Origin of the sequence: Burkholderia sp. Bp9099 (assembly GCF_003857805.1) — a bacterium.
Classification (GTDB): domain Bacteria; phylum Pseudomonadota; class Gammaproteobacteria; order Burkholderiales; family Burkholderiaceae; genus Burkholderia.
On record NZ_QTPU01000035.1, the window covers coordinates 20,782 to 34,585 of the forward strand.

Annotated in this window: 13 protein-coding genes; 8 read left to right on the forward strand and 5 right to left on the reverse strand. The window is 63.0% G+C overall.

What is annotated here, in order from left to right; genetic code table 11:
• The first annotated feature begins 209 nt into the window (after positions 1-209).
• Positions 210-584: a cobalamin-dependent protein gene (locus DIE17_RS31165; protein ID WP_260434461.1), complete on the forward strand. Its 375-nt coding sequence runs from the start codon at positions 210-212 to the stop codon at positions 582-584.
• 161 nt (positions 585-745) lie between these two features.
• Here DIE17_RS31165 and DIE17_RS31170 read toward each other — a convergent pair whose 3' ends face one another.
• Positions 746-1,693: a ketopantoate reductase family protein gene (locus tag DIE17_RS31170; RefSeq protein WP_124893861.1), complete on the reverse strand. Its 948-nt coding sequence runs from the start codon at positions 1,691-1,693 to the stop codon at positions 746-748.
• A 10-nt stretch (positions 1,694-1,703) separates the two neighbouring features.
• Positions 1,704-1,949 carry a hypothetical protein gene (locus DIE17_RS37610; RefSeq protein ID WP_185735409.1) on the reverse strand — a complete coding sequence of 82 codons (246 nt, stop codon included), beginning with the start codon at positions 1,947-1,949 and terminating at the stop codon, positions 1,704-1,706.
• Positions 1,950-2,213: 264 nt separating this feature from the next.
• Here DIE17_RS37610 and DIE17_RS31180 point away from each other — a divergent pair, with 264 nt between their 5' ends.
• The 3 genes from DIE17_RS31180 to DIE17_RS31190 all read left to right on the forward strand — a co-directional run bounded on the left by DIE17_RS31180 (position 2,214) and on the right by DIE17_RS31190 (position 5,180).
• Entirely contained in the window at positions 2,214-3,122 is a 909-nt protein-coding gene (locus DIE17_RS31180) for a LysR family transcriptional regulator (protein ID WP_124921588.1), read from the forward strand.
• A gap of 352 nt (positions 3,123-3,474) precedes the next feature.
• Positions 3,475-4,407, forward strand: a complete 933-nt coding sequence (locus DIE17_RS31185; protein WP_124921572.1) for an MBL fold metallo-hydrolase — start codon at positions 3,475-3,477, stop codon at positions 4,405-4,407.
• A 242-nt stretch (positions 4,408-4,649) separates the two neighbouring features.
• Entirely contained in the window at positions 4,650-5,180 is a 531-nt protein-coding gene (locus tag DIE17_RS31190) for a YbhB/YbcL family Raf kinase inhibitor-like protein (protein ID WP_124893865.1), read from the forward strand.
• 16 nt (positions 5,181-5,196) lie between these two features.
• Here the strand turns inward: DIE17_RS31190 and DIE17_RS31195 are convergent, their stop codons facing one another.
• Positions 5,197-5,946, reverse strand: a complete 750-nt coding sequence (locus tag DIE17_RS31195) for an SDR family NAD(P)-dependent oxidoreductase (RefSeq protein ID WP_124921573.1) — start codon at positions 5,944-5,946, stop codon at positions 5,197-5,199.
• 110 nt (positions 5,947-6,056) lie between these two features.
• On the opposite strand from DIE17_RS31195, the gene DIE17_RS31200 reads away from it, so the two are divergent.
• Complete coding sequence (locus DIE17_RS31200) at positions 6,057-6,941, forward strand: LysR family transcriptional regulator (RefSeq protein ID WP_124524089.1); 885 nt, start codon at positions 6,057-6,059, stop codon at positions 6,939-6,941.
• A 435-nt stretch (positions 6,942-7,376) separates the two neighbouring features.
• A complete protein-coding gene (locus DIE17_RS31205; protein ID WP_124921574.1) occupies positions 7,377-8,372 on the forward strand; it encodes an alpha/beta fold hydrolase in 996 nt (331 codons plus the stop codon).
• Between the two features lie 224 nt (positions 8,373-8,596).
• Here DIE17_RS31205 and DIE17_RS31210 read toward each other — a convergent pair whose 3' ends face one another.
• Positions 8,597-10,321, reverse strand: a complete 1,725-nt coding sequence (locus DIE17_RS31210; RefSeq protein WP_185702672.1) for an ATP-binding protein — start codon at positions 10,319-10,321, stop codon at positions 8,597-8,599.
• A gap of 205 nt (positions 10,322-10,526) precedes the next feature.
• Here DIE17_RS31210 and DIE17_RS31215 point away from each other — a divergent pair, with 205 nt between their 5' ends.
• Entirely contained in the window at positions 10,527-10,748 is a 222-nt protein-coding gene (locus tag DIE17_RS31215; RefSeq protein WP_124921576.1) for a hypothetical protein, read from the forward strand.
• A 281-nt stretch (positions 10,749-11,029) separates the two neighbouring features.
• On the opposite strand, the gene DIE17_RS31220 is transcribed toward DIE17_RS31215, so the two are convergent.
• Entirely contained in the window at positions 11,030-11,980 is a 951-nt protein-coding gene (locus DIE17_RS31220; protein WP_124921577.1) for a helix-turn-helix domain-containing protein, read from the reverse strand.
• A 265-nt stretch (positions 11,981-12,245) separates the two neighbouring features.
• Here DIE17_RS31220 and DIE17_RS31225 point away from each other — a divergent pair, with 265 nt between their 5' ends.
• Positions 12,246-13,733, forward strand: a complete 1,488-nt coding sequence (locus DIE17_RS31225) for an NAD-dependent phenylacetaldehyde dehydrogenase (RefSeq protein WP_124921578.1) — start codon at positions 12,246-12,248, stop codon at positions 13,731-13,733.
• The last annotated feature ends 71 nt before the right edge of the window (positions 13,734-13,804 follow it).

Genomic DNA, 13,804 nt, shown 5'->3' on the forward strand with positions numbered 1-13,804 from the left:
GCGTCATGAGGTCCCACCGCTGCCCGGCAGATAGTCGAAAGTGATCGACGTGTTGCACACATTCAATGCGGCGCTCCGAGCGTCGTCAGCGACGCGCTGAAGCGCATTCCGAACCCGCCCGTACACGCGGCCGTGTCGGTCAGCTCGCTCGCCGGCATCACCGGTTCGGCGTCGACCGCCTGGCAAAACGCGCGGGACGCAGGCCGCGCATCGCGATCGCCAAGCTCGGCCAGGACGGACACGACCGCGGTGCGGCCGTCGTCGCAGCCGCGCTCGAGGACGCCGGATTCGACGTCCTGCGCCTGCCGCTGTTTCAGCAACCGGCGTCCGTGGCGGCAGCCGCGCAGGCGCATGGCGCCGATATCGTGGGCATTTCGTCGTTGTCGGGCGCCCACCTCGAGCTCGTCGAAGGGCTGCTCGACGAACTGGCATTGCATCGCGCCCGGATTCCGGTGGTGTTGGGTGGCATCTTTCCGGCCGCGGATATTCGCCATCTGAAGGCGAAGGGCGTCGCGGCGACGTTCGGGCCCGGCACACCGCTCGATGCGATCGCCCAAGCGCTGTGCGCATGTCTCGACGCATGAGTCGTTCCGCGAGAAGTTCAGGGTGCGGTCGGAACGAGGTCGAGAGGAACGGGTGATCGTCGCCGATGCGCCGATTTGCGTGACGCTCCGCACCGCGGCCAGCTGCGTGGATGTGTTGACGGACGCTTCGACGAAGCGCCCGGCGGCAACCGCCACGCGCTTCAGTGTCGAGCCGTCGCGCCGCCCGACTGACGTGTACGCGCGTCGACGAGCCTGACGAGGCAGGCCACGCTGTTCGTATATGGCACCTCCACCCCGGCCTTGCGAGCGGCCTCGACCACCGCGCCATTGATCGCTTCGATCTCGGTGCGCCGGCCGGCCAGCACGTCCTGCAGCATCGATGGCCGATGCGTACGATGATGGGCGAGCGCATCGCGCACATTCGACGCCACGTGCGCTTCACTTGCCGAAATGCCGAGCGCACGCGCGACGGCCATCACCTCTGAAACGATCTTCAGCGCCAGCTCTTCGCCGTCTGGAGTATTCGTCAATTCGCCGACCGTGCATTGCGTCACGGCACACAGACTGTTGAGGGCGGCGTTGAATGCAACCTTCTCCCAAATCGCGGCCCAGACGTCGGGATCGACATGGCACGAGAGGCCGGCGTCATTCAACGCATGCACGGTCTGTTCGAGCGCGCTCGTATGCGTGCCGTTCGCGTTCATCAGCCGGATCGTGCCCTGGCCATGCGAGCTGACGGCGCCAGGCTCCGACTTGTCGGCGGGCCACGTGGTGACGCCGACCATGACCCGGTCGGGCGAGACGGAACGGGCGAGCCGTTCGGCGTTCCCCAGGCCGTTCTGCAACGACAGGATGACGGTGTCAGGGCCGAGTACGGCGCTCGCGGCAGCGAGTGCGGCGGTCGTATGCATCGTCTTCGTGAAGACGATGACGACGTCGACGGGCTTGCCGGCCTCCTCCGGCCTCAGCACGACGAGATTGCGCACGATTTGCTCGCCGGAATCGGTCGAAAGCCGCAGGCCGTGGCTGCGAATCGATGCGAGATGAGCGTCGTCGATATCGAGCAGGCTGACCGAATGCCCCGCAAGCGCGAGGCGGCCGCCAAAGAACGAGCCCATCGCACCGGCACCCAGAATGGCGATCTGCATGGCGTGCTCCTCAGAACGGATCGTGGTGGAGAGTGGTCTGCAGGGTAATCCCCCGCAAGTCGGTGAATTCCGCGACACCCGCGCGGCCGCCGAAGCACCGGAAGCCGCTGCCCCGCTTGAGCGGGCCGAATCCCGACCAGATCGGGAATGCGCGGGCCGCGGCGTCCACCGCTGCCTCGGCATCCTCGACGCCGGCGGCGGCGGCGGGCGCGCGCGACGCTACCTCACCGTCGATGAGCATCGACACTGTCTTCATCGTTTGTCTCCTGGATTTCTTCGACGCCGATGTCCTCGGCGAGACGGGCTTCACTCGGCGCTTGCAGCGCGACGGCGACCGACATGCGCTCTCACCCGGACCGGGCGCAAGCGCGCGCGGCGGAAACTGACGGGGCGCCTAGCGGCGGGAGGCTGAGCTCCATTGAAGTCTCCTGTCGTTCAGTACGGTTCTGGTGAACGCATTATCGAAACATCAGGAAGAATCCGAAATTGCCGATTTCACAAAAAGGCATTACCTTCAGGCATGACTTTCAATCTCCAGCAGCTTCACGCATTCGTCACGATCGCCTCGGCCGGTAGTCTCGGGCGCGCGGCCGAGTCCTTGCACGTCACCCAACCGGCCTTGAGCCGCGCGATCCGCCGGCTCGAAGACGAGGTTGGCGCCCCTTTATTCGAGCGCCATACGCGCGGCATGCACCTGACGGCGGTGGGAGAGGCGCTGCTGCCGCACGCGATTCTGTTGCAGCGCGAGGCGGAGCAGGCGCGTGAAGAGATCGACGCGATGCGCGGGCTCGCACGCGGGACGATTCGCTGCGGTGCGGTAGGCAGCATCGCGAGCCTCGTGCTGCCGCTCGCCGTGAGCGGCGTGTTGCAGAAGTGGCCCAATTTGCGCGTTCACGTCATCGAAGGCGTCTGGGATCGTCTTGCCGAGGCGCTGGTGCAGCGCGAAATCGATCTCGCACTCAGCATGGTGATGCCCGACACCGAGGAGATCGTCGCGATCGAGGACTGTCGCTGGGAGGACAACAGCTACGTGGTGGCGGCGCTCGATCACCCGCTGCGGGCAAAGCCGGGGATCACGCTGGCCGATACGCTGGATCAGCAGTGGGCGATCCCGCCGCGCGGCACCGCGCCGTTCGAGCACATGCAGCAGGTGTTCGTCGCAAACGGGCTCGGCTTGCCGAACGTCGTGGTCGAAACCCGATCGATCACCGTGCTGAAGAGTCTCGTCGCCCGATCCGGTTTTCTGAGCTGGATGGCCGAACCGATGTACGTGACGGAGAGCAAGGCGGGGGTGTTCGATACGCTCGAATTGCCGGGGGTGGTCGGGCGGCGCACGTTGACCGCATTTCGGCGTCGGCACGGTTTGTTGCCGAGTCCTGCCGTCAAGCTGCTCGAACAGTTGCGGCAACTGACGGCTGAACCGCGCTAGCGCCAGCGGCTGGACACATGCACGTCGGCGTTGCCCTTCGAGAGAAAAAAGGTCGGCGCCGACGGTGAACTGATTTGCGCTGAAATCCACCTCCTGTCGAAGGATCCGGTCGAACGCTCAAACACGACGGGTGACGGATCGGCTCGTGTTGCCTGCCGGACGTCGATTGTTGCCGGTTGGACAACGCGGTGTGTGCATTCCCGACGCTACTGGCGTTTGCCTCCCCCCGACTACAATCCGTCTCACGTTCGGTTGAAATGCGAGCGAAACCAGGCGAGCGAAATTCGTGGCCGCGCTCGTGAATCGCGCCGCGCCGAGCGCCTCACCCACTTGACCAACAGGACAATCGAAGATGAGCGAAACGACCCGCAATGTGCAGCCGGTTACCTCCGGGCTCGGCAAAGAAGGATCGGGAGAACTCGTGCCTTCCCGTTACGCCGTGCGCGTGGGTAACGTCGACGTCGTGCTGATCAGCGACGGCGTTCTGCCGCTGCCGACTTCCACCATGTCCACCAACGTGAGCGAAGCAGACAGAAACGAGTGGTTCGACGGCCGTTTCCTGCAACGTGACATGTTCGACTGGGCACTGAACATCGCACTCGTGCGTAGCGGCGAACGCCTGATCCTGATCGACTCGGGTGTCGGCGACGGATTTGAGTACTTCACGCGTGCAGGGAAGTCGGTGATGCGACTGGAATCGGCCGGCATCGACCTGGCTGCGATCACCGATATCGTGATTACGCATATGCACATGGATCACGTCGGCGGGCTGAACGTCGACGGTATCAAGGCCAGGCTGCGTCCGGACGTGCGCATTCATGTATCGGCCGAGGAAGTGGCGTTCTGGAAAAATCCGGATTTCAGCAAGACGGTGATGCCGGAAACGGTTCCTCCCGCGCTCCGCAAGGCAGCTTCGAAGTTCGTGGAACTCTATCGCGAAAACATCGTGCAGTTCGATCGGGCCGTGGAAGTTGCAGCGGGCGTGTCGGCGCGCGTGACGGGGGGGCACACGCCGGGGCACTGCGTGGTGGATGTCGCATCGAACGGTGAGAAGCTGACGTTCGTGGGCGACGCGATTTTCGAAGTCAACTTCGACAATCCCGACTGGCAAAACGGCTTCGAGCACGATCCTGAAGCCGCTGTGGACGTACGTATCTCGCTGTTGAACGAAGCCGCCGAGACCGGCGCTCTGCTGGCCGCGGCACATGTCGCGTTCCCGTCCGTCGGCCACGTTGCAAAGAAGGGGAACGGTTTCAGCTTTGTGCCTGTTATGTGGGACTACTGATTGATTTTTGAACGTCGGCGGCCGATGCGGGAGGCGTCCGTACTTGGTCGGGCGAACGCACGCAAGCCTGCACGGTGATCTTGGGGCGAGCGGCATGCGCGCCAGCACCCTGGCAGCGCAAGTGTCGTCTCGTCCCGCCCCGCTCGGCCGGGTCGTTCTCGCCCCCTGCAGAAGCGCCCTCCTTTTCAACGGAGTACACCGTGCGATTCAACTTCTTTCCGCGCTCGACCCTCTGCTCTGCAATGCTCTTGTCGATCGTGCCGACGATCGCTGTCGCGGGTGCGTTCTCCGTTAAAGTCGATGGCCTGAACCGCGGCCGGTTCGAGAACGAACAGGTCTACGGCGGATTCGGCTGCCACGGCGACAACGTCTCGCCACGCATTTCGTGGTCCCATCTTCCTCATGGAACGAAGAGCGTCGTCGTGACCATTCACGACCCAGACGCCCCGACCGGCGGGCTGGGCTGGATGCATTGGGGCGTCGTCAATATACCGGCGTCGGAAGCGTCGATCGAAAAAGGCGCGTCCGGCAATCCGAAGCGGATGCCTGCCGGGGCCATCGAAACGCTGACCGACTTCGGGGCGGCGAAATACGGCGGCCCTTGCCCGCCTCAGGGGGAATCGCACCGATACATCGTCACGGCATCGGCGCTCGCCGTGCCAAGTATCGACGTGAACGCCACATCGAGCCCGGCCCTCGTTGCCTATCAGATGCACGGAAAAGTGATTGCACGGGCACGCTACGTTGCGATGTATCGCCGAGCGGCAGAGTGAGCGCCCTGGCGGGAGGTCAGCGCAGCGACATCCCGCCGTCGACATTCAGGTTCACGCCGTTGACGAAGCTCCCTTCGCTGCTGACGAGAAACAGTGCGGCGCGAGCCAGTTCTTCCGGGCGGCCGAAACGACCGAGCGGGATGCTGTCAGAGACGGCAGCCTCGTATGCCGGTCGGTCAGCGGATTCGATACCGAGCTTGGAAAGAATGGGGGTGTCGGTGGGACCGGGACTGATTACGTTGACCCGGATGCCGCGGGTATTGAATTCGAGCACCCAGCTGCGGGCAAATGCTTCGATGGCGGCCTTCGTTCCCGCATAAACGGCATGTCCGTCGAACACTTTGGAACTGGCGATCGAACTCGTCAACAGGATCGCTCCGCCGTCGCGCACGTGGGGCGCGATCTTCTGCACGCCGAAGAACACGGCTCTGGTATTGGTGGCGAAATGATCGTCATACGACTCGACGCCCACCTGGCTCGACGGTGCAATCGTATTGACGCCGGCATTCGCGACGTATATGTCGACGCCGCCGAACCGTTCGGCCACCAGGGTTGCGACGCGCTCGTGCGTTCGAAGATCGGCGAGATCTCCTGTCAGTCCCGTCGCGCGATTTCCGAGTTCCGCCACGGCCGCGGTCACGGCCTCGGAGCGACGGCCCACGATGACGACGTTTGCACCTTCCTCGACGAACAGCCTTGCCGTGGCATACCCGATTCCACTGTTGCCACCCGTAATGACGGCAACCTTGTTTGCGAGTCGGTTCATTGAAATCTCCGTTGTTTCGCGCCGGTCTGGCGTACGGCGCCAATATAGTCCGGGGACTTCGAGTGCTGTAGTCATGCAACGGAACTATCAATTTTGCCGGAGAGTCACGAATGGCATTCGAGAAATTCAGCGGTCTTCCAGCGTTCGTGAGGTCGGTCGAGGCAGGATCGTTCACGGCCGCGGCACGGTCGCTCGAAACGACACCGTCCGCCGTGTCGAGGAGCGTCGCAAGGCTGGAGAAGCGGCTCGGCGTAACGCTGTTTCAGCGGTCGACGCGGGCGTTCGTCCTGACGAGCGAAGGGCAAACATACTATGAGCGCGTTGCGCCGCTCATGCGAGGTCTCGAGGATGCGAGCGACGTTCTGACGACGCCTGAAAAAGCGGTAGGAAAGTTGCGCGTGAGCCTTCCAGTCGATCTGGGGCGGACCCTGCTCGAGCCGATCACGCGGGAATTGATGGGCAGCAATCCCGAATTGTCACTCGAAGTCAACATCAGCGATCGTCACGTCGATGTGATCCGTGAGGGCTTCGATATCGCCATCAGAGCTGGGCGCGCCGTCGATAGCAGACTCTATGCGCACACGCTGATGAGCCTGCCGCTGGTGCTCGTGGCTTCCCCGAACTATCTGCTCAAGCATGGCATGCCCAAGGGAAAGGACGATCTCGTTGCGCATCTTCATGTGCGTTACAAACTCGACGGACGCGTCGTACCGATCGTTTTTGCCGACGGAACGAGCATCCCCATCGATGGCATGTTCGATGCCGACAATGGTGATGCGATGAGAGTGGCTGCATTGAATGGACTCGGTATCGCCCAGATTCTGAGAACGGCAGTACAGCCTGATCTCGATTCCGGCCGGTTGACAGAGGTGCTGCCTGACGTGAAGTTGAGTGCGGTGCCGGTCATTGCGCTGCACGCATTCGGAAAAGGTTTGCCCGCCCGCGCGAGAATATTCATCGATTTCGTCTCGCAACAGCTCGCTCGATCCAGATAGCGCGAGAAGGAACATGGGCCGACATGAATGAGACGCTCAAATTTGGCCGGCGAGACAAAATCGTCGAGTGATTCCTGTCGATATGCGTGAGGTGCGGATATTCGGCCCGGCGTCTGCTCCGGCGTCGAAATCTCGATGGCCGACCGCGTTCATCTTCACGCCGCAATCCCCCACATGTCCTGAGTTGGTCCGGGCGAGGGCATGTTGAGGCGCGCGGATTGGTGCTGTTTGAACAACACCGTGAGCACTTCTACGTAGCTACCGCCGGGTTAATGGCCGTCCTACGATTCCCGCCATATCGAGCAAACATGATCGCGAGTTCCAATCGCCTCGTGAGCGCGTGCTTGTATCTGAAATTCGCCAACGGCGCGGCGGGTTCGTCTGGCCGATCGATCGGCCGGCATGACGATTTCTTCCACAACAGGAGCATATTGCATGAAGCCTGATTCTCACCTGTCTCCCGACGATGCCAGCCGTCGAGGTCTGATGCTGGGCGGTGTTCTGGCAACCGTCGCTGCCGTTGTACCGGCTGCAGCGGACGCAACGACTGGGCGCTTGTCGAAGTCCACTGCGGTTTCCGGCGCGAGGAGAAATCAATCGGCGGACAGGATCATCACCAGGGACGGCGTGGAAATTTTCTACAAGGACTGGGGACCGAAGGACGCTCCGGTAGTCACACTCAGCCACGGCTGGCCCCTTAGCTCGGATAGTTGGGACAACCAGGCATTTTTCCTTGCGTCGAACGGCTTCCGGGTGATTGCTCATGACCGGCGTGGGCATGGAAGATCAAGCCAGCCGTGGGACGGCAACGACATGGACCACTACGCCGACGACCTGGCTGCCGTCATTGACGGGCTGAACCTCAAGAACGTGACGGCGATCGGCTTTTCGACCGGAGGGGGCGAAGTCACGCGGTATATCGGCCGCCATGGTGGCTCGCGCGTGACGAAAGTCGGCCTGATTTCGGCCGTTCCGCCGTTGATGCTCAAGACTCCCGCCAATCCGCAGGGGGTACCGATAGAGGTTTTTGATGCCATCCGTTCCGGGATGGTTGCTGACCGGTCACAGTTGTTCAGGGAGATTGCCAGCGGCCCGTTCTATGGCTTCAACCGTCCCGGCGCCAAGGTGTCTCAGGGGATGATCGACTCGTGGTGGAGCCAGGGAATGATGGGGGGCTTCAAGAACACTTACGACTCGGTGCGGGCATTCTCGGAAACGGACTTTTCTTCGGACCTGAGCAAGTTCGACATGCCGACGTTGATCGTGCACGGGGACGACGATCAAGTCGTGCCGGTCGACGTCGGCGGGCGCGCCACGAAGAAACTGGTTCCGCACGCCATTCTGAAGATTTACAAGGGGGCGCCGCACGGTTTGACCGAAACGCACAAGGCGCAGATCAACCAGGACCTTCTTGCGTTCCTGCGTAGTTGACCGGTACACGGACCTGTCGACCAGGGACCGCCCGCCGCATTGATGTCGCAATGAAGCCGGTGACGGGCGTTCCTGATGACTGGTCGGAAACCGGGAACCGCGAATGAGGCGTCGGTGGTCGATCGTTTCAATATCCAAACCGCGAGCCCGCATGGACCGACACCGCTACAGAGTACGTGGCACCTCGCGGGCGCGTGGCGGGGCGGCGCTTCAAGGAACGGGCATCAGGCACCGTCCTGTATCGACGAGACACCCGGCAACGTCAGGATGAACGTGCAGCCTTCGCCCGGGCGGGTATGCAAATCGATGTTGCCGCCATAGCGCTTGGCGATCGTCTTCACGAAAGCCAGCCCGAGACCGGCGCCCGAAGGGTAACGAGGCGGTTCGACTTGCAGCCGTTGAAATGGCTCGAACAGACGTTGTTGGGCTTCGGCCGATATGCCGGGCCCGTGGTCTGCAACGGAAATGGCGTAGCCATGTTCGACGCCGGTCAGACGCACGGTTACCGTCGCATTGCCAGGACTGAACTTGATGGCATTGCTCACGAGATTGACGACCGCGCGCATCAGCAGGAAGGGTTCCACGCGTGCGATGCAGATCTCGTCCCCGACGTTCACGTCGAGCCGGATGCCGCGCGCTTGAGCGAGTGCCCACAGTTCGTCGATCGCATCGAGTACCACGCTGCCGATATCCGTTTCCACCAGTGACCAGGTCGGTGCTTCGGCGCGCGCCAGCAGAACGAAGTCGTCGGCCAGTGCCAGCGTACGGCGCGCGTACGCGGCAATTCGATCGAGCAGGTCCTTGGCGGGCGGGGCCGGTTCAGCGGCTCGCTGAAGATCGATCAACGCGAGAATCGATGCCTGAGGCGAGCGCATGTCGTGGGAAATGAAGTGCAGCCATGCCTCCCGGCGCCGCTCCGCCAGGCGAATCTTCGTCACGTCGAGCACGAACCCGATCGTTCGCTGGGTCACGCCGTCTTCATGCTGCGGATAGGCGGTGGACTGAACCCATCGAATCTCGCCGTTGGGCTGAATGACGCGATACTCGACGCGATAATCCCTGCCGAACGAATTGAATTCCTCCGCGGTCCGAGTGACCTTCATCGCCTTGTCGACGTCGTCCGGATGAATCAACGCGCGAAACTGGTCGATCGAGGTAATCGCCTTCCCGGGAGCGTGGCCCATGATTCGATGCCAGTTCTCGTCGCAGTGCAGTGTGTCCGATGCGATGTCGTAGTCCCAGATTCCCAGTCCGCCGACGCGGGCCGCGATGGCCAGCCTTTCTTCGCTTCGCCGAAGCAGATCGAGCGCCACGCGCTCGCGCGTCACGTCTCTCGAAACACACAGAATGGCGGTCGTTTTTCCATCGGCGTCCAAGATCGGCGTCAGCATGTTGTCCCAGTATTGAACGTCGCGCCCCGGACGCTCGCTGCGCCCGGGAAACCTGCCGAACACACCGTTCCTGGCGGATTCGAGCGCGACATTTCCGTCGGGCCACACGTCTTCGGGCAGGAGCGGCAGCCACGGCATACCGAATCCCGAGTCTTCGTCGACGCCCAGCGCCTGGCATCCGGCGCGGTTCATGTGCAGCACGTTGCCTGTCGGCGAAATCAGTTTGATGCAGTCGATGCTGATATTCAGCATGTCTGTCTGTATCGACGTGTGACTCTTCAGTTCGATTTCCTTGGCCTTCAGGTCATGGATATTCGTGCAGGTGCAGAGCCATCCGTCGTCGACACGGTGAAGGTCGACGGTGAACCACTGGTCGATGCCGTGGGAACCCGCCAGCCGGCACTCCAGCGTTTCGTGTACCGAGCCGGGTTGCGCCGCGTGAAGTGTCGACTCGGCGGTGCATCGGTGCTCCGGATGGATCAACTCCGTCCATTGGAGTCGATACGTGGCCTCGGCGGAGCGATCCGCGTAGGCAAGCCATGCATCGTTGATGCTCACGACCCGCCCGTTCTCGTCGAAATGGCATGCCGGTGTCCGAAGGACATCGATCAGGCGGGCAATCCTGAGACAGTCGGGGCGTGCGGGGGCTGTTTCGTCGGGCGAAACAACAGGAGATTCCGTCTTCGAACGTGTGGGGGGCGCAAGGTCCGGGCCGTCTACGTTGCATGCGCAAGAAATTTCATTTTCAAGACGAAATCCATTCATGTTTGTTACATTCCATGCATCGCTGACACGCTTCCAGAATGTCAGACATCAAATGATGCATCAATGGGTAGTCAGCACTATGGATTGGCACCGTAGTAGTGCATATTATTTTCGAGTGATGGAATCAGGTGAAGATGCGGAGCTCGTCGAGTGGAAGTTGGGCCTGATTGCGGCGCGTGTTGCACATAGTGCCGGCTTCAAGCGTCGCATTGAATGCTGATCATGTTGAATGACTTGTGCGGAGGCCGGACGGGGCGATACGCGTGGTGTCGCCGATTTTTTGCAGTAACGGACCGTCGAGCCGACACGCCGGAATCGCAAGTGGACGATCGCATGTGCGTTGGCCGACGTCGTCGAACCGTGCCGGGACGACACGAATGCACGTGTGGTCGACACCGGGCGGCGATGCGAGGCTGCTGATGATGCATATTTCCCCGGAGCACGCGAGCGTCGACCCCGGGATCGTTCATCGAAGCCGCCGCAGTTCACGGTGATCCCGCTTCACGCCTCCGAAATACCGCGACACGCGACGCGATACGCGCCCGGGCTGCATCCGAACCGTGCCTTGAACGCGCGCCCGAAATGCGTGATGTCCGAGAAGCCGCACGCGATCGCCAGCTCCAGCAGGTTGCGGTTGGGATCCGCCGGATCCTCCAGCGCGCGCCTGCTCGCCTGCAGCCGGTATTCCTGGATCAGGCTCTGCGGCGTGCGCCCGGTCGCGGCCAGCGCGCTGTACAACGTGCGCCGCGACACGTTCAGCGCACTCGCGAGCTTGTCCGGCGACAGGTCGGGATCGCTGTAGTGATGCGACAGATGGATTTCCGCATTCATCCGCAGCGTCGCGCTGCGCGCATCGGCGCCGCTCAGCGAATCGCTCGCCTCGCGGCGGATCACCGAATCGAGCAGCATCAGCGTCGACTGCTCGAAGCCGAACAGGCTTTCCGGATCGTTCGGCACCTGCCCGTCCATCAGGTAATGGATCGATTGAAGCGCCAATTGCGCATTGCCGACGGTTCGACGGACCTGCACGCCCGCGCGCTCCACGAACCAGCGCCACATCGTGCCGCTTCTCGGCGGCGTCAATGCCGCGACGAAGCGCGACGCGTTCGCCGATTCGATCATGTACGGCTGCGTCGCATCGTAGATCACCCACTCGCCGGGATTGACCGTCGACGCCGCGTTGCGCTGCGTGACGCGGCTTTGTCCGGCGATCTGGAACAGGATCTTGTAGCAGTCGCTGTCGGCGCGCGACGCGAGCGAGCGGTCGCGATCGACGCGGATCGCGGTGGTGTCGACCTCCGCCATCCGCAGGCCGCCGACCGTGGCAACCCGCACCGACATCCGGAACTGCGGGCCGGTGTCGTGAAAGACCAGCGGCAGGAAGCTGTCCGCGATCAGGTCGCGCAGATTCGCGTTGCTGTTGCTGGCGTCGACGACGAGTTCGTGTGCCATTGCCGGAAGAGGGAGAGGGCCGGGGAATGCGTCGAGCTTAATGCATTCGGCTTGGACGCGGGGGCGAAACGCAATCATCGTCGGCAGCGGCGACTTTCAGCGTCAATGGCGGTTTCCACAGGGAAACCGCTGCATCGCACCGATCTGCACGCTGAAGCCAAAAGTGTGCACGCAACGCCGATCCGCGTGCGCGACGCGTCCCTAGAATCGAAGAGCGGCCGGCAAGTCGGGCCTTTCACTCAATTCGAATTCCGGAGGGACACAGATGGCACGGGTACGAATGCTGGACGAAGTCAGCGCGTTTCTCGCGCGCGAACACGGTCACTACATCGACGGCCACGCGGTAGCCGGCCGCGGCGAGCGGATCGACGTGCGCGATCCGTCGACGCGCGCGGTGATCGGCTCCGTCGCGCAGGCGACCGACGACGACGTCGAGGCCGCGGTCGCGTCGTCGCATCGCGCGTTCCGCGGCGAGTGGGCCAGCCTGACGCCGGCCGATCGCGAGCGCATCCTGCTGCGTTTCGCCGACCTGATCGACGCGCACGGCGAAGAGATCGCGCAGATCGAAACCGCGCAGTCGGGCAAGCTGATCGGGCTGTCGCGCGTGATCGAAGTCGGCTGGTCGGCTCGCTGGCTGCGCTATTACGCGGGCTGGGCGACGAAGATCGCGGGCGAAACGCTCGCCCCGTCGTTCCCGAGCATGAACGGCGAGCGCTACACGTCGTTCACGCTGCGCGAACCGCTGGGCGTCGTGTTCGGGATCATTCCGTGGAATTTCCCGGTGATGATCCCGGTATGGAAATTCGGCGCGGCGCTCGCGACCGGCAACACGGTGCTCATCAAGTCGTCGGAGTTCACGCCGCTCACGATGCTGCGCATCGCCGAACTGGCGACCGAAGCCGGCCTGCCGCCCGGCACGCTCAACGTGATCAACGGCACGAGCCAGGTCGGCGCGAAGGTGATCCGCGATCCGCGCGTGGCGAAGGTATCGTTCACGGGGTCGGTGCCGACCGGCCGCATCATCGGCGAGGAGGCCGTCAACGCGAACTTCACGCGCTTCACGCTCGAACTGGGCGGCAAGAACGCGGCGGCGTTCCTGCCGGATACGCCGGTCGACAAGATCCTCGACGGCATCGTCGAAGCCGGGTTCCTGCATAGCGGGCAGGTGTGCGCGTCGGCGGAACGCTTCTTCGTGCATCGCGCGAAGTTCGACGAGGTGGTCGAGAAGATGAAGGCGCGCCTGGACAGCTTCCAGCCGGCCGACCCGATGGACGACGCCGGGATGATCGGCCCCGTCTGCAACGAGCCGCAGTTCCGCAAGTGTCTCGACGCGTTCGAGCTCGCGCGCATGGAGGGCGATACGATCGTCACCGGCGGCGGTGCGTATGCGCGTGACGGCTTCTACGTGAAGCCGACGATCGTGCTGCCGCGCTCGCTGGAATCGGCTTCGTATCGCAAGGAGATCTTCGGGCCGGTCGGCGCGTTCGTGCCGTTCGACGACGAGGAAGAACTGATCGCGATGATGAACGACACGCCGTTCGGGCTGACCGCGAGCCTGTGGACGAACGACCTGTCGAAGGCGCTGCGCTACGTGCCGCGGATCGAAGCCGGCACCGTGTGGGTGAACATGCACACGCTGGTCGACCCGGCCGTGCCGTTCGGCGGCGCGAAGGGCTCCGGTATCGGACGCGAGTATGGCTCGTCGTTCATCGACGCTTATACCGAGCCGAAATCGGTGACCATTCGCTTCTGACGACGTGACCCGCCAACGGAAACCCGCCCGGCATCGACCGGGCGGGCGTTTTCCGTTCAACGCCGACGTCG